Annotated in this window: 13 protein-coding genes; 10 read left to right on the top strand and 3 right to left on the bottom strand. The window is 43.1% G+C overall.

Annotated features, from left to right (window positions below; all coding sequences use genetic code 11):
- Window position 1 precedes the first annotated feature (1 nt).
- Both GKS34_RS16195 and GKS34_RS16190 read right to left on the bottom strand, forming a co-directional pair.
- A complete protein-coding gene (locus GKS34_RS16195) occupies window positions 2-4,366 on the bottom strand; it encodes a T9SS type B sorting domain-containing protein (protein ID WP_163386023.1) in 4,365 nt (1,454 codons plus the stop codon).
- 472 nt (window positions 4,367-4,838) lie between these two features.
- Window positions 4,839-5,327, bottom strand: coding sequence for a DUF6508 domain-containing protein (locus GKS34_RS16190; protein WP_163386022.1), 489 nt, complete (start codon window positions 5,325-5,327; stop codon window positions 4,839-4,841).
- A gap of 284 nt (window positions 5,328-5,611) precedes the next feature.
- Here GKS34_RS16190 and ffh point away from each other — a divergent pair, with 284 nt between their 5' ends.
- The 4 genes from ffh (at window position 5,612) to GKS34_RS16170 (ending at window position 11,577) form a co-directional block, all read left to right on the top strand.
- Window positions 5,612-6,949 carry a signal recognition particle protein gene (ffh, locus tag GKS34_RS16185; protein ID WP_163386021.1) on the top strand — a complete coding sequence of 446 codons (1,338 nt, stop codon included), beginning with the start codon at window positions 5,612-5,614 and terminating at the stop codon, window positions 6,947-6,949.
- A gap of 876 nt (window positions 6,950-7,825) precedes the next feature.
- A complete protein-coding gene (locus tag GKS34_RS16180) occupies window positions 7,826-8,857 on the top strand; it encodes a chemotaxis protein CheB (RefSeq protein WP_163386020.1) in 1,032 nt (343 codons plus the stop codon).
- Window positions 8,858-9,386: 529 nt separating this feature from the next.
- Window positions 9,387-11,270 (top strand): leucine-rich repeat domain-containing protein, encoded by a 1,884-nt coding sequence (locus tag GKS34_RS16175; RefSeq protein ID WP_240459332.1) that lies wholly within the window; start codon window positions 9,387-9,389, stop codon window positions 11,268-11,270.
- A gap of 25 nt (window positions 11,271-11,295) precedes the next feature.
- Window positions 11,296-11,577, top strand: a complete 282-nt coding sequence (locus GKS34_RS16170) for a hypothetical protein (protein WP_163386019.1) — start codon at window positions 11,296-11,298, stop codon at window positions 11,575-11,577.
- On the opposite strand, the gene GKS34_RS16165 is transcribed toward GKS34_RS16170, so the two are convergent.
- A complete protein-coding gene (locus tag GKS34_RS16165; RefSeq protein ID WP_163386018.1) occupies window positions 11,558-12,631 on the bottom strand; it encodes a glycosyl hydrolase in 1,074 nt (357 codons plus the stop codon). The genes GKS34_RS16170 and GKS34_RS16165 overlap by 20 nt on opposite strands.
- 1,359 nt (window positions 12,632-13,990) lie before the next feature.
- On the opposite strand from GKS34_RS16165, the gene GKS34_RS16160 reads away from it, so the two are divergent.
- From GKS34_RS16160 to GKS34_RS16135, 6 genes are all read left to right on the top strand, one after another.
- Complete coding sequence (locus tag GKS34_RS16160) at window positions 13,991-14,803, top strand: class I SAM-dependent methyltransferase (RefSeq protein WP_163386017.1); 813 nt, start codon at window positions 13,991-13,993, stop codon at window positions 14,801-14,803.
- A 1,384-nt stretch (window positions 14,804-16,187) separates the two neighbouring features.
- A complete protein-coding gene (locus tag GKS34_RS16155; protein WP_163386016.1) occupies window positions 16,188-16,928 on the top strand; it encodes a hypothetical protein in 741 nt (246 codons plus the stop codon).
- A 268-nt stretch (window positions 16,929-17,196) separates the two neighbouring features.
- The gene (locus GKS34_RS16150; protein ID WP_163386015.1) at window positions 17,197-18,123 is read left to right on the top strand and encodes a prenyltransferase/squalene oxidase repeat-containing protein; all 927 of its coding nucleotides are present in this window, start codon (window positions 17,197-17,199) and stop codon (window positions 18,121-18,123) included.
- Window positions 18,124-18,694: 571 nt separating this feature from the next.
- Complete coding sequence (locus tag GKS34_RS16145; RefSeq protein WP_163386014.1) at window positions 18,695-18,934, top strand: hypothetical protein; 240 nt, start codon at window positions 18,695-18,697, stop codon at window positions 18,932-18,934.
- A 265-nt stretch (window positions 18,935-19,199) separates the two neighbouring features.
- A complete protein-coding gene (locus GKS34_RS16140; protein WP_163386013.1) occupies window positions 19,200-19,613 on the top strand; it encodes a hypothetical protein in 414 nt (137 codons plus the stop codon).
- Between the two features lie 417 nt (window positions 19,614-20,030).
- Entirely contained in the window at window positions 20,031-20,441 is a 411-nt protein-coding gene (locus GKS34_RS16135) for a DUF6157 family protein (RefSeq protein WP_163386012.1), read from the top strand.
- The last annotated feature ends 99 nt before the right edge of the window (window positions 20,442-20,540 follow it).

The raw sequence follows: 20,540 nt of genomic DNA, 5'->3' as shown, positions 1-20,540 counted from the left end.
TTCATTCTTTGATTACCTGTATCCAGCCCTGGTATTCCTTTTCATTGCCTTGCGCATCCATCCCCCTCACCTGATAATAGTAGGTACCTGATAGGAGCCCTTCGGCAGCCCAGTCATTTTGATAATCCTCCGCTCCAAAGACCAGGTCTCCCCAGCGATTAAATATCAATACTTCCACCTGGTCAAACTTGTGATCCGCCCGAATGACAAAGGTATCATTCTTCCCATCAAAATCAGGTTTGATCACGTTTGGAATGAACAAGGGGAGGATGCTTTTTTGCTCCAGGGCTGTGTTATTTTCGGGTTGGGTATCTACCCCCTCACTACTCACTTCTGCCCGGTTGCTTATTCTGCCATCTTCCCGAGCAGACACGGTCAGGCGTATTTCCAACTCCGCGCCGACTGGAAATCGGTCCAGTTCCCAGATCAGTTGTTGCCCCTCCTGGCGGAACTGTGGGGCCGCCGGCAATCCGGTATTTTGAACGCTGGCCTGCAAGTATTGCAAATTAGGAGGGAGAAAATCGACTATCCGAACCCGCGCCGCTTCATCCATTCCATCGTTGGTAATGGTAAGAAGGTACTCGAATTCATCCCCGTCACGGACCGGTTCGGTACCGGATGTTTTTTGAATGGAAAGATCCACCATTACCGGGCGCACCTGAAGTTCTTCACTGGCAACCGTTTCGTCAAAATTCTCCACTTCTACCCGCGCCTCATTGGTAAAACTCCCTTCGGAGGCTGCCAGGACAGATAATTCCAGCAGGATGGTTTCATCGGGTTGAATTTCCGGAATGACCCAGATTCCTCCTTCAGAAGCCTGGGGACTGGTAGAGAGCAGCATTAGCCCCTCGGGTAACAGATCAGTTACCTGTACTTCTTCCAAGGGGAAAAGGCTTGTGTTGGTCAGAGAGAGGGTATAATCGACCAACTCACCTTGGACAGCCTGCGTCCGGTCAATGGATTTCTCCAGATCCATGCTGATTCCAATCACCGTAATCCGGATCTGCGCTTCGGCACAATTGGTCGGCACTTCGGACTGGCAAATGCGGTATTGCAACAGGTAGGAATTGGGAGGCGTGTCTTCCGGCAGAAAAAACGAACCGTTTTCATCCAGGGAGTATACCAGATTTTGTTCCTCTCCGGCTTCATCGGTGATGGAAAGGATAGACAGGGAAACATCCTCACCAGTTACCGGTTCCAGTTTCAGGCTGTCATTGGCAAAAATGGATGGAAGACGGTGTTCTTCAAAATTCTTGAACGGACCAAATTGTTCGCCATTGGCCACTATGGGAGCCACTTCCACGGTAAGGATCGCTTCATTACTGGTGTAACTGCCGCATACCGGGTCCTCCGTAATTCTTCGAAATCGGGTCGTTTCCATTAGCGGAGGGGCAGGAAAGTCTTTATTGGTAGCCCCTGTGATGAGTACCCATTCAGCATCTCCGGATTGAATTTCCCACTGGTAGCTGAAATCCCCCGACCCACCCGAGGCGGTTTCCCCGATTAAAATCTGCGGGACCTCCATTTGGTACACAGTTTGGTTTTCCTGTATTTCGAAACCAGTTACTTCCGGGTAGAGTACCACTTCTACGGGCAATCGCTGGTCTGATGGGCAACCATCTGCTTGCTGCTCTGCGTAATAAGTCCTGCCTGATTCCAGGCTGGTTTCGCTGGAAAGAGGGTTGGTGCCTTCCGGAGTGAGGTACCACTGAATGTTTTCTCCTGTGGCCACCAAGTCTGCTACCGTAAAATTTCCGGGAGCACAGAATTCCTGCAAGCCTTCTCCCTGCGGTGCTGGAGGAACGGCACTTAAATTGATCGTGACCTGCGTTGATCTTTCACCAGAACAGATGCCTGTGATCGTGTATTCAAACGTATAGGTTCCAGTGGTCAGGTTGGCCGATGACCAGACATTTCCCACCAAGGCACCACTATTGCTTAGCTCTTCCCATGTTCCGTAGTTATTATAAGGCCCTTCCAGAAAGTCAAACAAATCCACAATTTCTCCTTTACAGACGATCACTTCCTGGCCAATTCCTGGTTCCGGATTCAGGCTGGCCTCATCGATGGTAAATTCCAGGGTCTCATTCAGGCAGGAGCCGGGCGTGTCATTACTCAGGCGCACCCCGTACACTCCCTCATGTGTGGCCAGATTAAACGGCGTAAACTCCAGACTGGGTTCGGTGCTGAGGACCTCGTCGGGATTGGCTTTATTGAACCATTCGAAGGACAGAAAATCAAGGTTTTTTATGGACAGCGATCCGTTATCCCCTTCACAGAGGTTTTCTGGGATGATTTTGGGAAGGTTTTCCCCACTTATTTGAACCGTGGTGTTGGTCAGATTGCCACAGGCATCTTCCAATTGTACGCGGTACCTTCCGGCTTCCAGATTTTGGAAAAGCGGATCCGAACCATTATTAATTTCAAATGGCAATCCATCCTTTTCCACAATCTTGTAAGTGATGGGCGGGTATCCGCTCGCATCTACGGACAATTCATAGCTACCCTCCACGCACTGAAAGGTATTGATACTGGTAAAAGAGCTTCGTTCCTTTACTTCAAATTCTTCCAAGGTCTCCAGGCAGAAATTATAGGAGGGCTCATTAGGGATAATGTCCTGACCGTTTTTCCAGACCCGGATGGATTTCACCAGCCGCAGTTCACCATAGTAGCTCAGATTGATTGTGGTGGCACCATTGACAATCAGGATGGAATTTTCAGCATTCAGTTCTTCTCCTTCTACGTAGGACATGCCAGTTTCCGGATGGCCCCATTCTCCGGTGTCCGTGTTTCGTTTTTGAATCCCAAATCGGGTGGTTTGGTTTTCGTCCAGGTTGTCCTGATGATTCAGCGATAGATTGAACGAACCGCAATTTTCCTCGATGTTCAAATCATTTGTCAGAATTTCGGCACCTTCAATGGTGATCTCGGTTACATGCTCGGTATTGCAAGTGGTATAGGAGGTAAACTCGTAGTCACCGGCAGGGAGATTACTCATAAAGAACCTTCTGGGATCGTTTTGACTGATGTTTTCAGAAAGGTCCAGGGGGAGTTGTCCGGCAAAGCTTGCCGGGCCTGCGGTCATTTCTATTAGGGTAAACTCGTAATCAAAACTATTTAGTTGCAGTGAGCCGGTAGTGGGGCCGCAGCCCTTGTAAACGGTTGGCACCGGCCCGCTGAGCAAGTCTTTGAATTCCCTGGAGATGCTGGCAGTACTGCCACAGGCATCCGTAATGCTGAACGAATACGTTCCAAAGGGGATGGGCATTTCCTCGGAGCCAAAAAAGAGATTTTCCTCCGTAAATGGTCCGGGGTATCCCTCGTTGAACAATTCAGGGTCAAAATCTCCCGGGTATTCGGTAAAACTAACCGTGTAAGGGGCGACAAAATTGGTTGGTTTGATGGACAGCCTCCGCTTGCCGCACAGGCCAGCGCCCCAGAAAAGGTCTTCGGAAATGGTGAGTGTTCGGTCGATAAGGTTGTTTTCCAATACTGCTGTTTGTCCACAATTGTCCGTTACCTCCAGATCGTAGGAATAGGCTTCTCCTGTATAAAAGGGGAGGTTTCCATAGATGACGCTTTCCGTAGCCCCGCCTTCACTGAGTTCCGTGGTGATTTCCTGAGTGGATCCATCCGGGGCGAAGACGGTGAACCGGGCTTGCAGAGGGTAGGCGATTTCAGCACCAACCGAACGCACCAGATGGCCCACGGCAATTTCACCGCAACTGCTTAATTCTGCCTGGAATTGTTGAAATTCCTCCTCCAGAATGAATTCGGCTTTTTGTACTTCAAAAGATTGGGAAAGGCGGTCGCCACATTCGTCCGTGACAACGACGGTATATTTGCCCGCAGGAATGGCATCAAATACCGGGCTTGCCTGTGGAGGGCGTTCGACATCCCCTCTTAACTCAAACGTTTCCGGATTGCCCTGATTGACGACGACTTCAATGCTTCCAAGGGCATTCTCACAGAGATTTTGGGCACTTACCGTATACGATAAAGGTTGAAAGTTGGAAACCAGCTCAATTTCCGCCGAAACTTCCAGGGGATTTTCGTTCAGGGTAAAAACAGCGGCCACTAGATAGGTGCCTACCGGTAAATCAGAAAAGACACCCGATTCATTTTCAACCAGGGGACTATCCTCCCCTAATCGAAATAAACGGTAGATCAGGTCCGTGGGATCGCTTTCCACTTCCAGGCTCGCGCTAATCGTCCCATTTCCGGTACAGGTCACCGGGTTGGTTTCCAATACCAGGTTCGGTTCGTCCTGGGCCGCTAATGTCAGCGGTGTCAGAATACTTGAAAACAATAAAAAAAGTATTCCAAAAAAACGTATTAAGTAATTCCCTTTCAATTCTACCCTCATTAAAACTTCATTTTCCTTTACTCCAAAAAAGTATCTTGACTAAACGTATTCTTTAACATGAAATCAAGCCTGTCGGTAGGCAGGTGCGAGATTCCCTGTCTGCCGCTAGGCAGGCATATGACCTTTTAAAAGCAATTTATAAACCTATGAAATCGAGCATGATGAGAACGTCACACAGTGGGACGATTATCAATCATGCGAGACTCTCCCGAATAAATTCGGGACAGGTTGTGACCATTAAGAAACAATTATAAACACTTTAAATAACGTATAAATTATTGGAATCGCTTGTTGATTTTCCGTTATTTTTCCAAAATTATTTTAATTTCCAGGTTTTGGACCTGAATTTAGTTTTTTAAAAATAAATAAGCCAGAAAATAGGTTTCAGCTTTGTAAAAAAGAATGGTGGGTGATTAAGCGCTGAAAAGTGGAGGGGGAAATAAACTTGATTGTAGGGATTGTATTACGACTGTTAATCCAGGTTTCCGGACGAATTCACTAATGAATTGCCATCCAGGGAATGGATGATGGCTTTGAGAAGATTCAAAACAAACCTATCCTTAATTTTCGATTCCAGGAAGGTCGGACCGTATATGGTCTGAGATCGCAGGAGTACGGTCATGATTTTACCTAAGGTGACCGCATCCAGGCTGTACAACTGGGTTTGATCCTGATAATACCTTTCTGCTTCGCTTTTCCAGGACATCCAATCGAAAAGGGGTACCAGTCTCAACTTTAATATGGCATCCAGTAACCTGACATGAATTCCGCTCAAGGACAGTGTACTCAGTGGGACATTACTGAAGTCCTGTACTCCCAATATTTTTTCCGTCTTATAGAATTTAAGCTCCATTTCATGGACTAAGTCAATAATAGGAATCAGTTTTTTTCTGTCTAAGCTGTTACAGTGGTCTGAAAAATTCCCCAGGGGAATAAACAGCGGGATTTGGTCTTTGATCATTTTTGTTTGGTTTTTGGTTAATTAAATAATAACTCATTGATAATTAATTGGTAGTGGTGTAATCGAAAGTGTAAGTAACGACTTTTTTTTCATCAAAAAAATACCCCGATTGGGGTATTTTTGTATATTAAATACACCTTTTTGCGTTTTTTTTATAACAAAAATTAATAGAAAATTACTCAGATACAAGAAAAAGGGCATTTATCTTTCAAGGAATACTTTCCCATCTTCCCTGACAAGCTTAAAAAAAAAACCTATTTTTGTTGCTTCAAAAGAATAAAGACATGTTTGATAATCTGAGTTATAAATTAGACAGGGCTTTTAAGACCTTAAAGGGTACGGGTAAGATTACTGAGATTAATGTTGCCACTACTGTAAAGGAAATCCGAAGAGCGCTGATCGATGCCGACGTCAATTACAAAGTAGCCAAAGAGGTAACCGATAAGATCAAGGAAGAGGCCCTCGGCAGGGACGTGCTAATATCGGTATCTCCGGGGCAACTTCTAGTGAAAATCACCCAGGAAGAACTCACCCAGATGATGGGGGGCAGCAAGGAGGAGATCAATATCAAAGGAGATCCAGCTGTCATTCTGATATCCGGTCTTCAGGGTTCGGGTAAAACCACCTTCTCGGGAAAACTGGGAACCTACCTGAAAAAACAAGGCCGGCAGGTACTTCTGGTCGCCTGTGACGTGTACCGTCCGGCAGCGGTGGAGCAACTCAAGACCCTTGGAACGCAGATAGGTATCGAAGTCTATGCCGAACCCGGCAATCAAAATGCCCTTCAGATCGCGCAGAACGGCGTAGAATACGCCAAAAAATCCGGCAAAAAGACAGTCATCATCGATACCGCCGGTCGCCTGGCAGTGGATGAGGCCATGATGGACGAGATTTCTTCCTTAAAGGAAAACCTCAGGCCTTCGGAAACCCTGTTTGTCGTAGATTCCATGACGGGTCAGGACGCGGTCAATACGGCCAAGACCTTTGACGAGCGCCTGAATTTTGACGGAGTGGTGCTTACCAAGCTGGATGGCGATAGCCGGGGTGGAGCGGCTATTTCCATTCGCCACGTGGTGAATAAGCCCATCAAGTTTATTTCCACCGGGGAGAAAATGGAAAACCTGGACCTTTTTTATCCCGATCGGATGGCCCAGCGGATTTTGGGCATGGGAGATGTCGTCTCCCTGGTAGAAAAAGCCCAGCAATCCTTCGATGAAGACGAGGCCAAGCGGCTGAATGCCAAAATCCGCAAAAACCAGTTTGATTTTGACGATTTTCTTTCCCAACTGGAGCAGATCAAAAAGATGGGCAACATCAAGGACCTACTGGGAATGATCCCGGGCATGGGCAAGGCCATGAAGGGACTGGATATAGACGACGAATCCTTTGTCCCCATTGAGGCCATTATCCGCAGCATGACCCCACAGGAGCGCGGCAATCCCGCTTTGCTGGACGGCAGCCGCAGAAAACGCATTGCCGATGGCAGCGGGCGCAGCATACAGGAGGTTAATAACCTGATGAAGCAATTCTCCGACATGCGCAAGATGATGAAGCAGATGAATAAAATGGGCGGTGCCCAGAAAGCCCTGGGTGCAATGGGAGGCAATATGAAGCGGCGGTAAGAAAGCCGTATCCTCATATCTTATATATACCGGCGGGTTTTCTTGCCGGTATTTTTTTTTCAGGATAAAATATTAATTTAGGTAGGTGGAAACGATGGCTGCACCTGGATCCAAAAGAATCGGGTCAGGGCATGCCCTAACCCGACAACCGACGCCCCACCATTCGACCAAAACCCAATAGATCAATCCATTGGGCAAAAACGATTTCAAAACATCGGAAAAAACACGGTTTCTTCTATCATGGCATTTTTACTGGACAGTAATAAGGGTAGACCGGAATAAAAATAAACTTTCATTCTTGATTTTATATACGAAGCCCTTAATTTGACCACTAAAAACCCGGTTTCGGGCATAGGGCCCAGTACGAATACAGCTAACCAGGCTCAAAACATAGCTGTATACAGATGTTTCTAGCAAACCAGGAGATTCGATGTTTGAGGGACTCCCTTCCGCTCCGCTCAGGGACCGGGGATTGAGGGTTTGATGATGGCTTTTGGTTTCGTTTCCTTCGGCGCTGCTCAGGGAATGTAGGGGATGGTGATGGAGGTGATTGGGGAAAACAAAAAAAATGGAAAAACCGCTAACGTTCGATTAGCGAACAGCTTCTTGCCCGACGTAGGCATCAAGCGACCGGTTCGGCTTGTATCTTCGGATGATCTGCCGGGCGGCTATGGTAAATCAAGAAATGAAAAAACTAGTTGAAGGTCTGGGATATTTTTCTAAATTTAGGGGATTTCTACGTAAGGCCAAGAGGGAAGTAACCGCAAGGGCTGCGGTTAGCCGGTCCGGTATTTGGTTGCAATTTTTAGAAAACCAGAGGAAATAGAATGTTGTGGATTAGCACTTAATTAAATTTTAATTAGTTGTTAAAAAAAAATGAAAAAAAGCAGTAAAACCGATAAGCCTGAAAAAATTTCCCGGGTAGTTGTAATAGGTACATCTGCAGGGGGGCTGAGTGCATTAAAAAAACTAATAAGCCAACTTCCCAAAGACTTCCCCCTTCCGGTATTGATTGTTAGACATATTTCTCCTGATGCTACGGGAAATGTACTCATAGACGAGCTCAATAAGTTAAATACCGTAAAATGTCAGCATGCAAAAAGCGGAAACAACTTGAAGCCCGGAAATTTATACCTGGCGCCATCAGATCATCACCTGTTGATTGGAGGGAACCTGAAAATGCTGGTGACTAAAGGAGCCCATGAAAACAGGTCGCGTCCTGCTATTGATCCGTTATTTCGGTCAGCTGCTGTAGCGTTTGGGACTGGTGTAATCGGGATATTGCTAACCGGTTATCTTGATGATGGAACATCAGGAATGAAAGCTATTAAAAGATGCGGAGGAATATGTATCGTACAGGATCCTGACGAAGCCGAGTATCCAGATATGCCAAGAAATGTCCTGAATAACATAAAAGTAGATTATTGCCTGCCCATAGCTGAAATGGGGCCCCTGCTTTACAAGATTATTCCACGGAAATTACCGATGCGCAAACCTGTTCCAAAAGATGTTTTAGTAGAGGCTAAAATTGCCGAACGTGTGTTAAGCGATTTGTCTTCCGTAAATAAACTGGGCGATCAGGTTCCTTTTAACTGTCCGGGTTGCGGTGGTGTTTTATGGAAAGTAGAGAAGGATAGCAATTTACGGTTCCGTTGCCATACCGGGCACGCCTATACGGCAGCTTCCCTTTTTGCTGAACAGACGAACAAGATTGAAGAAACAATGTGGACTGCACTACGGATGTTCGAGGAGCATAAAAACTTACTGACTGAAATGGCACGAGGGAAAAAAGGTGTTGGTTCTCAAACAGCAGTTGAAAGGATAAAAAAGTCACAGGTTCATATTGATAGGATTAGATCAATTTTGAAAACAACTGAGAATGAAGGTGGGGATGATATGCCTACCTGACGAAAACAGCAACTAACAACTAGGTTTTAGTGCGGCTTGTAAAGCCAAGCATGAAAACGCTGCAGCACTACCTGCCCCGGTTTATTCGGAGGGAACCGGTGAAGTGCCTATCGGGTTTGAGTCTGGATTTTTTGGATATCTAGGGGTCCTTCCTGAATAAAATGCTGGGACCACATTATACGTCTAAAGAAACCTGTTTTGGCGGCGATTTTCAGTTAATTCAAGTTTTGTTTGGAGGCGATTTTTTGAAGGTTGGGTATGCCTCTAAAAGCCCGAAAAAATTCTATGCTTCTCCCTGCAGCCCAGCATCCTTGCGAATCCAGCGTAACCTTCCCCGTTTAATCTCACTTAAAGTCCGTCAAACCCAACCTACCTTTAACCATTGAAAGCTTTACGACTTGAAATTGTATTGGGAAAAGAGTGCATGAATCGAGGAGAAAATAAATCATCTATTTTTCCTGAATTCCTTATTCTAAATACTTAATTTGGCGAACTGAAAATCATAAGGCGTTTTTTTACATTGGTTTGTATGGCTATGGGCTCGTTTTTTTTGCCACGAAAGCAGGTATGTTTGCTGTTTGTATTGGGTTTGTTGATCGTTGGCTGCCAAGGCATAGATGACGGCACCAAACCGGTTATTGCCCCTCCGCTAACAAACGGTGGGGCTGATTTTTTTGATGTCACCGACTTTAGCGTCACGTTATCGGCAGATGACCTTCGCGCAAATGAGACGGGAAAGTGGGCCATCCACAGTGGTCTGGTAGACAATAAGGTTTTTTTCAGCAGCGAGACTAACCCTAAAGCGGTTTTTCACGGCTTGCCGGGAGAGGAATATAGCTTACTCTGGCATGTGAGGAACGGCAGCAATGTGACTTCGGATACCGTAAAGGTGCATTTCTCCCCTCTTCAACCCGAAATTGTAGATGACAGCCATTCCTACTATCAGACCAGACGGAGGTTATATGCGAAATCCTATGACCGGGGTAAATGGACCATTGAGGGAAATTATCAGCAAATCAGGGGTCAGTCATTAGGAGGTATTTCAGTGCCCGATGACGAGGCCGAGTACATTACGTTCTATGGGTATGAAAACACCGACTATAAATTTACCTGGACCACCTGGTACGGAAGTAAAAGTGCCTCCGTTACTTTCATCTTTAGGTCTGGTGAGTACCATCAAGACGAGGCGTTGGAAGATTTAGGAAAGTTAAATAAACCCCTTTTAGTCAAACGAAACGATGCTGGCGACGTGACAGAGCTTAATATGTACAGCGATCCGTATGGCTGGATGTTTGGTGATAGTACACAGTTTCCTGCACTTAAGGCATTGAAACACCTTACCAAGCTGCAGCTAAACGGCAGCAGTTTGTCCAATGTTCCCCATGTCATCTCTGCCTATTACCATAAGCTACAGGTATTAGACCTTTCCCATACCAGAATGACGCAATTAGGGGATGACTTTGGCAATCTAACGGAGCTCGATACCTTGTACATGAACTCGCTAGACATACCGTCTTTGCCGGAAAGTTTTGGGAACCTGAAGAGTCTCCGGTATCTGGAGATGACAAAGATGGGACTTACCAGTCTTCCTGAGAGCTTCAGTAACCTAAGCAGCCTCAATTTCCTCAATTGCGAATTGAATTACATCGACAAGCTGCCTGAAACGTTTGGTAATTTAAGAAGTCTGGAGACCTTCCGTGGTCCCGTTTTAGCAAAAAGCATTCCCGCTTCTTTTTCAGCCTTGTCAAAACTCAGCTTTTGTTTTTTCACCGTAACGGAAAGACCTGCCGTATTGCCCGATGATTTTGGTAGGCTCTCTGAACTGGACACTTTATGGCTTTCAGGTGATTACAGGGCACTGCCTGAAAGCTTCTCCTCACTGGTTTCACTGAGGAATTTGTCAGTTCTTTACGGAAGTGGACTCAGTAGTATCCCCGAAAGCTTCCGTAATTTGACGGAGTTACGCATGTTGCGTTTGGTGGTGAAAGTCTCCGAGCTGCCGTTTTTGATATCCGGGATGGTTAATTTGAAAAACTTTGCCCTTCACGGTTTTTTGGATTTTTTACCGGATGAGATTGGTACGTTGACCAATTTAGAAACCTTGGGGGCAAGCCATGTAGCGTTAAAGGCCATACCTGAAAGTATAGGACAACTGAAGATTCTAACCACCCTAAACCTGAGCGGGAATGAAATTACGGATGTACCCGTTACAATTGCCGATATGGCTAGCCTGAAAAACCTGTACCTTGGGAGGAATAAAATTACGAAATTTCCCCGAACCATGGGGCGTCTATCGGATACGCTGCGGGATTTGCAGATAAATGGCAATCCTTATCTGGAAGGAGAATTGATATTTTTGCAGGATGCACTGCCAAATACAAGTATCCTAACCTGGCTTGCTGGGGATAATTAGGATTGGTCTCATTCTGAAATCGAGCATGACGCAAACAACTCAGGGAGAAATGATTGTTTTGGTGAGATCCTTCTACGAACCGGGCAAGTTCGGACCGCTGAAAACATATTTTAAACACTTGAAAGCCATAAGCTTTAAAGACCCAGCTGCGCTAAGGGTGCAGCAAGGAAACCAGGAAAATGCCGGTATCGGGCCCTTTCTGAGTACCTGTCAATATGGCCACAACTGGGGTCAACCGGCCCAATCTACCGCAGCGAAATGGGTCTCGGATATTGACAAGAACTGCCTTATTTTTTCAATTCCTTGAAGTCTTCCAGCCCCAGAATTTTTTCCGGGGTATACATCTCCTTCACTTTTTCCACGGGGTTTCGATTGTTGGTGGAATTGGACCAGGACATGAACCAGACCCAATAGGGTTGCTCTTCAAATAGGTCCGTGTTTGGAAAGGCGCCGACTTCGCCCATAGCGATGGGTTTGCCGTTGCCCAATTCCAAAAGCTGGTCGTGATCCGATTTTTTGTAGTTGCCCCCGTAAATATCTGTCGCCAGGATATCCACGTAGTCATTGCCGGGGTAATACAGATCGTATGCCATTTTATTCCGGGCTAAGGTAGCATTGGCATTCCAGACCCATATCAAGTTGTTAAGTTGGTGGTAATCGGTAAGCCTGTGGTACAGGTTTTTCCAGAGTTGCCGGTAGCCATTTTCTCCAGGCTTCTGGCCCCACCAAAACCAGTCCCCGTTCATTTCATGATAGGGCCGCCATAGCACCGGAATGCCCGCAAGTTCCAGTTGTTTTAAATAGACCGCAATTTCATCCACCTGGTTGGCCCAATTCTGGTAGGTGCGGGTGCCAGGCCGGATCAGGTCGTTCCATTCATCTTCGGAAAGTTCGTTCTGTACACTTCCTTTCCAGGTACAGGGTTCTTCATCGGTAGGACGACATGCGTGCCACATGAGAGTAATGATATTGCCTGTTTTGAATCGTTCGTTTACTTCCGCTACCAGGGCATGCCGATGGTAGACGGCGTCCTTGGCGTTGGTTGAGTCGGCAAAACCAAAATCACTGCCCCAAACGACCGGATACTCACCGGTGATTTCCTCCGTCTCTTCACTATGTTTCGATTCGTCACCAATATAATTGTGCTGACCCGAAAGTACGTACTTTCCGGAATAATCGTAGAGCATCCTAAGCAGCTCTTTGGCTTCGGCCGAGGCATTGGGGTTGACCGGCGCTTGGTAAGCACCTGTTTTTTGCCCAAGCACACTGGATGACTGTATAAAAAGAATGCTTACGAGCAAACAGAGGTAACGTTTATCAAGCAATTTCAGGGCGATTATGGGTTTGTGTAGGGGTATCATTTCTTTTGGCATGGTGAATAAACAATAGTAGCGAAAAATCCTGTGGAGTCAAACCAACCCTATCGGTGGAGTACCTGTGGACCTGGCAGATTACACATTAAACCTGTACAAACGCCTTGGATGCGAAATTGTGGGAAGACTGCGACCTGCCGGACCATGAATAAACTGATAAGGGGCTTTCCAGTTAATGCTTTTCATTTGCGATAGACCTGCATTTGACCCATTGCTGCCGACTCGGACAATTAAGCCGGTTCGTAGGAAGAATCATCCAGATTGAAATTAACTGGTTCAGTCAAAATCAATTTCTACAATTTCGTTGAAATGGAAAATAAACAACGAAGCACAAAAAATAACCCCATACATACCCTATCTAAGCTGTTTTATGCAGTCAATTAACCAAACTTACGTCGCCCTGTGTTTTGATATTTCGCCCCTACAGGGCTGAGTTTACGTAATTGGAATTGGCACCTTGCCTCGTTCAATGGTTAAATGGTACTTCGGAAGTACCCTTTTTTAGATTAAACCCTGTCTACTGGTTTACCATCTACTGAATTAAAAAAAAATAGTACTGATTTTATCCTATTCCCTGACACTTCCTAATTTAATCGTTGATGAAAAAGGTTTTTTCCCTCTATATTGAAAGCAGTCTAATTCAGTGCAGTAGCTTTTAATAATCCGGTAAGGCAGGTTCGTTTGGAAGGGGCAGTTGGTTTTTGACCAGGGAAAAGGAATTTCACGCTGTCAAATTTAATGGTATTTCATATGTTTATAATTGTCTTTTAGCGGCCATATGGAATCTCGCATGATTGATAATCATCCTAATTTGTGACGTTCTCGTCATGCTCGATTTCATGTGTTTATAATTGTTTCTTAATGGTCACATGGAATCTCGCATGTTGGATAATCATCCCTGCATGTGTCGCTTGCGACATGCTCGATTTCATCTAAGTGATTCGTTTTAAATAAGATTGATAAATTGCTTAAAAGAAAGCAAAAAATCGCCTTTAGTGACAATAATATAGTAACAGTAAACAACTCCCTTTTCATATTTCATTGGGTGTAAAGTAGATATATACATATCGACAATTGACTAAGTATAAATTCGAAACCGGTGGGGAATAAACAACGAACCGCGAACAGCGTATATGACTTATAGCGGGTTCAGTGCTTAAATGAAGCTTTGTGCTTCGTATCAAGTTCAGTGGTGGCAGACAGTTTAGTGCTTCGAAATCCCTGCCTGCGGCTGGCAGGCGCTACTGCTCTTATGCTTGATCAATTGAGGCCAGGCCTCCAAAGAAACATCGGCCCATCAGGGCCCGGCCTCCATCTGCAGTACCGTTTGTGGCAATAAAAACATAAATGAAAGCTAATAAACATATCGAAAGAGACGGACCAGCAACAACAAAGATTTTTGACAACAGAAGTTTGAAAGTTGACTACAGAACGTTAGAGCCAATACTCAAAAAAGGCATGATTGTTTTAGATGTTGGATGCGGAACTGGTTCAATTTCAAAAGACATAGCTAATATAGTAGGTGATTCTGGAAAAGTTATCGGAATAGATAACACAGAAAAATTTATTCAAAGTGGTAAGGTAGCATATGGAAACACACAAAATCTGTATCTTATATATTCTGACTTATTCGACTTTGAGACAAATGAAAAATTTGACTTGATTACTTCGGCAAGGACTCTCCAATGGTTAAGTAATCCAAAAGCGGCATTATTAAAAATGAAGTCTTTATTGAAGCCAAATGGCAGAATTTCAATATTAGATTATAATCACGATAAGTTAGAATGGAATCCTGAACCGCCCATTAGTATGAAGGAGTTTTATAAGACTTTCTTAAAATGGAGAAGTGACGCAGGAATGAATAATAATATTGCCGATGATTTACCCGAACTAATGATTGAAATAGGAATGGTGGACATTGAAAAAATAAATTCAAATGAGCATTATGATAAACATAGAAGTGACTTTAATTCAAAGGTTGGAATTTGGTCTAAAGTAGCTGGCTCTACACAAATGGTAGAAGAAGGATATTTAGAAAACGACTTAAGGCTAAAGGCTATTGAAGAATATAATGAATGGCTAGAAAGCAAAGCGATTTCTATGACTATGAAACTGAATGAAGTGAGAGGGAAAATGCCAGGCACTAACAACATTGTATAAGCGTAATGCAGGCTGAATGGATAGAATTGCGCTTTTCTGCTCTTAATAAAGGTTGCGGTGACGGAAGCCTGCACTTTGCTTATGACCGTTGGCCAATTCTGCAATTCAAAAACCAACTAATTCAGTATTTATTCGTAATTTGAGGTTTGAAAAAAGTGAAAACTATGATCGTTCAAGCGAAACAGTTACCTGACTTTAACGAATTGCTTTTGACTTTGAAGAGTCAATTCTCGAATTACGCGGTTTATACGTCTAACTCCATACCTCAAAAAAGTATAATTGTGCGAAAGTCTGCCACAGTTGGTGCACAAATAACGCTTCGAGGCAACGAAATCATCGTTGATGCCTGTTGCCCTAATATTTTTATATCAGGCCTTTTAGGTCTTATAAGTACCATTTTTCCGCCCTATCATCACTTCGAAATGAAGATGACAGGTTTCTTGAAAAAAAGGTACAGCGGACTAATTCACTAATAATAACTTGGTTGCCCTGTTCAACAAACCAGTTCGTAAACATGCAAGCAGGTTTCTTAAACAGAAAAATTTAGAACTTAACGAACTCTAATAACCCAAAACCATGCAAATAGTAGATGGCGGGTAGGCCATTAAATTCAAGTTTTTCGCCTCATAGCCTGGTTCGCTTCAGGCATGTAGAAAAGCACTTCCCTGCCTACCAATCAGGGAAAACCCGCTTTCTTAGCTGCGCACCCTGGCCATAATACCAAGTACTACAAAAAAAATAACAACATGACAGTACTATGGCACAGTTGATTGGAGGAATGGTCCCGGCATTTCTACAGCGACTGCACGTTTGTTTGGAGAAAAGGAAATTTCAGCATTTGGCATGGAGACCATGTCGCCAGGAGTTCCCAAAGTTTCCAATAAAGAATTTCATAATATATGTGGCAAGTTAGGATTTACCCATTACGAAAACAGGATTAATCTTTACCAATTAGTTGATAGGGGGCGTTTTCGTTTTATTGCACTACCCTTGAAAATTCGAGGAGGGACAGGCTCACCGGTAAGAGCGGTTGCCGTATTTGAACACAAGGGCTGACAAAAAGTAGTTCCGGGCAGGCGGGTAAGCGACTCGTTTTTAGAGAAGGGTACTGATTTGGGATACATTCCGGAGCAATGGGGGCGCTAGAGCCGTAAGATGGCTGAGATTTCCGGCCGGTGTCATTCCAACAGATTAAGGCTCCTTTCAATGGTCTTTAAAGAAAAATTTAGTATTATTAATTCCCTGATTGGGAAGGTGAAATTGGGATGGCAGACCTAGCGAATTTGGTTAAATATCCCTGACTTTTGTTTGGGATAGACATACAAGGTAGGTGCAAGTAAACGCAACCATGTAGTCCAATGAAACATCTATAAAGGAAAACATTATGGGAAAATTTCTTTTAATAGCAGTGGGATTTCTAATTTTCATTTCGTGTGAAATGGAGGACCCGATTGATGCAGAAATTAACGATAAGTATTTAGAACTTGCCTATGATAGAAGCTATCAATATCCAGATGGATTTTACTTTAAAAATAACGTAATGGGAAATGTTTACTATGAGAATACCGTGAGCATAAAGCCAACTGATGAAAGAGAAAATATTTGGATAGAACTAGACACTGACGATATAAAACAAGCTAAAACATGGTCTGACTTATCTAACGAATTGAGCTCTGTTTATAGAGAAGCGGTTTTGGAAGCCGAAACTGACAAATATTTTGAAATTACTAGAGTAAATATTCAGAATGAAAATGACACTCTGCTTTCAAGAGTTCATCGTTCTGGTTATTTTATTTCTCTTTATAATAGATTTACCGATATTGATACTATTGGAGTTTTTAACGGTGAAATGACTTCTAATAAAGTAAAGGAGCTAATCGAATATTTGTGGACAAGTGGTACATTGAGCATTTATGACAAAGTAGTTGAATCGTCAATTACGGACAAAGAAGACCTGTTTGTACATGAAATCCAGTCGCTAAGAACCGTTTATGGTGACTTTGGAATACACGATATTATTTATGTATATGATAATGAAATCAAACTTGATAAAGCTACCAAGATACTAACAATAAATAGAGAATTAATAAAAGAGATTGAAGGAAATTTTAATGAAGGATGGTAGACCACGAATGCCTAACATGCAATAAATGATAGGGCGCAACGTGCTATCGAACGACATAAAATTTATAGAACGGATGGGTACCTTGAAAGGAAATCGGCTTGAAATGCTAACTGTTTTATCTACCAAACCGTTGACCCCCTGTGAATCCTATTCCCTGATGCTTCCTAAACCAACTGTTGGTAAAAATTGATTTTTAAAGTATATTGAATGGTAAATTTTTTGGTTTAGTCAGGAAACAACGGCATTGTTTGACAGTCTGTTTAGTAAAATGAACGAACAACAACTCATAGAATGGTTACTTGAAGGGGATGTTTCGATACAATATCAGGTTCACCGGGATTTTTTGGGGGATGACAGAAAAGATTTGCAGGACAGAATTGCCCATGAAGGTTGGGGAAAGGAATTTTTATCCAAGCGTAATTCAAATGGTCATTGGGGCGACAGCTTCTATCAGCCAAAATGGATTTCCACCCACTACACCCTGCTTGACCTTCGCTATTTACATCTCCCTCCAAAAAATGAGCTGGTGAAAGGTACTATTGAACTGATTCTGCAAAAAAATAAAGCGGATGATGGAGGTATTCGTTTGGGACCGAGCACATCGCAACACAGTGATGTTTGCGTAAATGGAATGTTTTTAAATTATTCATCCTATTTCAATACCTCAGAAAGCGCCTTACGCTCCATTGTCGATAGCATTCTGCATGAAATCATGCCGGATGGTGGTTTCAATTGCAGGACCACTAGAAGTGGTGCAAAACATAGTTCTCTGCACAGCACTATCTCTGTGCTTGAGGGATTGTATGAGTTTCAGAAATCGGGATACGAATATCGAAAGGATGATATTCGCCATGCCATTCGGAGTGCAATGGAATTTATTCTGCTTCATCGCTTGTACCGGTCTGACCATAGCGGGGAAATCATCTCAAAGGACTTTTTAAAATTCTCCTATCCAGTCAGGTGGAAGTATGATATTCTGCGGGCAATGGATTATTTTCAATATACCCGAAGCAGTTGGGATGCCAGGATGGAAGATGCGATAAGCGTAATAGAAAACAAAAGAAATAAAGACGGTACCTGGAACATGCAGGCTGCTCATCCGGGAAAAGTACATTTCGTTATGGAAAAAACGGGTAAACCAAGCCGATGGAATACCCTTAGAGCCATGCGTGTTTTAAACTATTTTAAAAAATAAAGAGGAACTACAGACAGTAGTACCAAAATACCAGGGGTCGGATATTTCGGCAGACGCGGCAATGGTTAATACTTTTTGGATGCCCTTTTCCTAAATGGGGCCCAGAGATCCCTTCCGGAACTTAAAAGCACCCATTTTTATGGTAAAGTTTGCCTGCTCAATTACCTTTCCCTGAATTAAAAAAAAATAGTGCCAGCCTGGATTCTATTACCTGATGCTCAGTAACCTAACCATTGGTAAAATGATGTTTTTAGACTATATTAAGGGCAGTTTTTTCCGGTAGTTTGCTTAATTATAATCCGGAAATGCAGTTTTTTTTACTACGGTAACAATCGGTTTTTTAGGGTGGATCGTTTACACTGAAAAGCCGAAATTAAAAGTGCTTCGGGGTATTTAGGTAAAAGGGTCACGTTCCGTAGGATGACTTTTTACATAAGCCTGATTTATTCGTTCCAGGTAGGAAAGATAAACCGGTTAATTGTAAAGGTAATTCCGTCAATAGTGAGTAATAAGGGGTATGAATAAATCGGTTGGCAGTCATGTTTTGGTGAAACGGTCAACTTTAAACTGATTGGATGAAACGAAAAACCAAAAGAAAGGTATGCTATTAACCCAACAACTACTTACTTTTTGGGTATTCATTTTCTTCGTAAATGGACAGTTGAATGCTCAAGAACCAATAATGCAGGTAGATTCTACTAAGACTGAATTTTTGGTAGGAGACTCAAGTCGGTTTGACAAAATTGATTCGGTAACTGAAACTATTAGTGAGCAACTAAAAATTCTTCAGGAAAAAAACCGCATTAATTAATAAGACGGTTGAAACAATTGATGACAACACCAACGATTCTTATTTTACTTAAGCGGTAAAGAATTATAGCTTTTCGCTGATTTACGAGGTACTTGGTTATAAAAGCGACACTTCGGCCAATTGGATTTCAAAAATTGTTTCTATTCTAAGTTTTCTATTTCTCAGCATCAGAATCTATTTCTTCTTCAATAAGGATGATAAGCACAAAGTACTGAGGGGTTTTTTAAACGGCTATTTCATTCTTCTTGCCTTTGTTGCCCTCCTTTTGCCCTGGACTTCCTCCATTCTTCCAAATAAGGAAGTTGACCAAGCTCAAATACTTCGCATTACAGAGAGTACAAAAAAGCTAAATGAAGAAATAGAAAAAGTGAAGGCGACCAATTTCAATGAACTAATCAATGATATTCAAGCATTGCAAAAGCTAAGAGTAGACACAATTCAATGGGCAAAAGAAAGTAGTTTAAGAGCATTTGATGCTGAATTCAGGGTTCTCCAAAATCAGCTGCATCAAACAAATGAAAAGTTAGACAGTATTCAAAGCAGAATTATCACCGAAAGCAATGAGAATATTGCAAGTGGCGGGCAACAAGCATTTCAAACTTTATTAATCGTTCTGACCTTTCTTATAGCAGTTATTTTCTTCCTTTTTTTCGTAAGTAGAAAGCCGTGGGATGGATAGATTTTCAAACAAAATCGTAACCAACCTGCACCGCCTGACCTTTGTGATAGAATTATTCGAACCCCTGAGCCATTATGATCACTATGCAAAGGGCATTACCCTAACCTTGGCATCACTGTTGGATTAGTAAGGGAATTACATTCCCATCAGGTATAGAAGGTTCTTTAGGTAGTTCAATTGGTGTCACTGTTGGAGTCTTTATTGGGCAACTTTAAGAAGGTTAGTTAATTAGTTAAATTATATGGCTAAAACCGGAGATATAGAAAATATCCCGGGCTGGCCACTTTAGTATTACCGATAATCTCGGTAGTATTAATTAAAAAGTAATGTTTTTTGGGTAGATTGCGTAGAAAACCTTTGGCGATTGTTGTCAGCCCAAAAGGAAAATGAACTACAAAGTAAAAGACAACTAAAAAAATGAAAGTGCATTCCACAAACTATTTTGACACTTTTATTGAAGTGGCAGCGGACACCAGGGCCAGTTGCGGAATCATACCGCCTGCCAAAAGCAAAAAGTCCATTGCTGAAATGCAGCACGAATTGATTTCTAAAAATCCGTATTGGTACACTTCGGATGATATTTTTTTCCAGGTATTTGCAGATCGGAATGACTTGACCAAAGCGGAATACCAACAAGCAAGAGAACAGTTTTTCTCAAAGGGACAACCTTGTTTCCGTGCTTCGCCATTGACAAAAACATACGGCTTTGGTGTGCATTGTAACAATGAAGGCAAAGTGGCCCTCTTTGGAATGGAAACAGAAAGTTACCATCGGTTTTTAGCCGACCCTACCATCAAAAAAGTCAAGGCTATGAAATCAAGTAGGTAAAAAAGGATCTATTATTTGAAATAAATTACCTTTTAAAAAAAGGGAAAGAAACAAAGTACATCAAACGGCATTGACATTGGAAAGAAATAACTGGTTATT

The organism is Cyclobacterium jeungdonense (genome assembly GCF_010994275.1).
Lineage (GTDB): Bacteria > Bacteroidota > Bacteroidia > Cytophagales > Cyclobacteriaceae > Cyclobacterium > Cyclobacterium jeungdonense.
The sequence above is the reverse complement of the archived record's forward strand: the minus strand, read 5'-3'. Positions and strand labels throughout refer to the sequence as shown.

Excerpts from the sequence above, each read along its gene's own strand:
- GKS34_RS16195 (WP_163386023.1), bottom strand. The coding sequence starts at position 4,366 with ATGAGGGTAGAATTGAAAGGGAATTACTTAATACGTTTTTTTGGAATA.
- GKS34_RS16160 (WP_163386017.1), top strand. The coding sequence starts at position 13,991 with ATGAAAGCTAATAAACATATCGAAAGAGACGGACCAGCAACAACAAAG.
- GKS34_RS16150 (WP_163386015.1), top strand. The coding sequence starts at position 17,197 with ATGAACGAACAACAACTCATAGAATGGTTACTTGAAGGGGATGTTTCG.
- GKS34_RS16170 (WP_163386019.1), top strand. The coding sequence starts at position 11,296 with ATGACGCAAACAACTCAGGGAGAAATGATTGTTTTGGTGAGATCCTTC.
- GKS34_RS16165 (WP_163386018.1), bottom strand. The coding sequence starts at position 12,631 with ATGATACCCCTACACAAACCCATAATCGCCCTGAAATTGCTTGATAAA.
- GKS34_RS16190 (WP_163386022.1), bottom strand. The coding sequence starts at position 5,327 with ATGATCAAAGACCAAATCCCGCTGTTTATTCCCCTGGGGAATTTTTCA.
- ffh (WP_163386021.1), top strand. The coding sequence starts at position 5,612 with ATGTTTGATAATCTGAGTTATAAATTAGACAGGGCTTTTAAGACCTTA.
- GKS34_RS16155 (WP_163386016.1), top strand. The coding sequence starts at position 16,188 with ATGGGAAAATTTCTTTTAATAGCAGTGGGATTTCTAATTTTCATTTCG.
- GKS34_RS16135 (WP_163386012.1), top strand. The coding sequence starts at position 20,031 with ATGAAAGTGCATTCCACAAACTATTTTGACACTTTTATTGAAGTGGCA.
- GKS34_RS16180 (WP_163386020.1), top strand. The coding sequence starts at position 7,826 with ATGAAAAAAAGCAGTAAAACCGATAAGCCTGAAAAAATTTCCCGGGTA.
- GKS34_RS16175 (WP_240459332.1), top strand. The coding sequence starts at position 9,387 with ATGGCTATGGGCTCGTTTTTTTTGCCACGAAAGCAGGTATGTTTGCTG.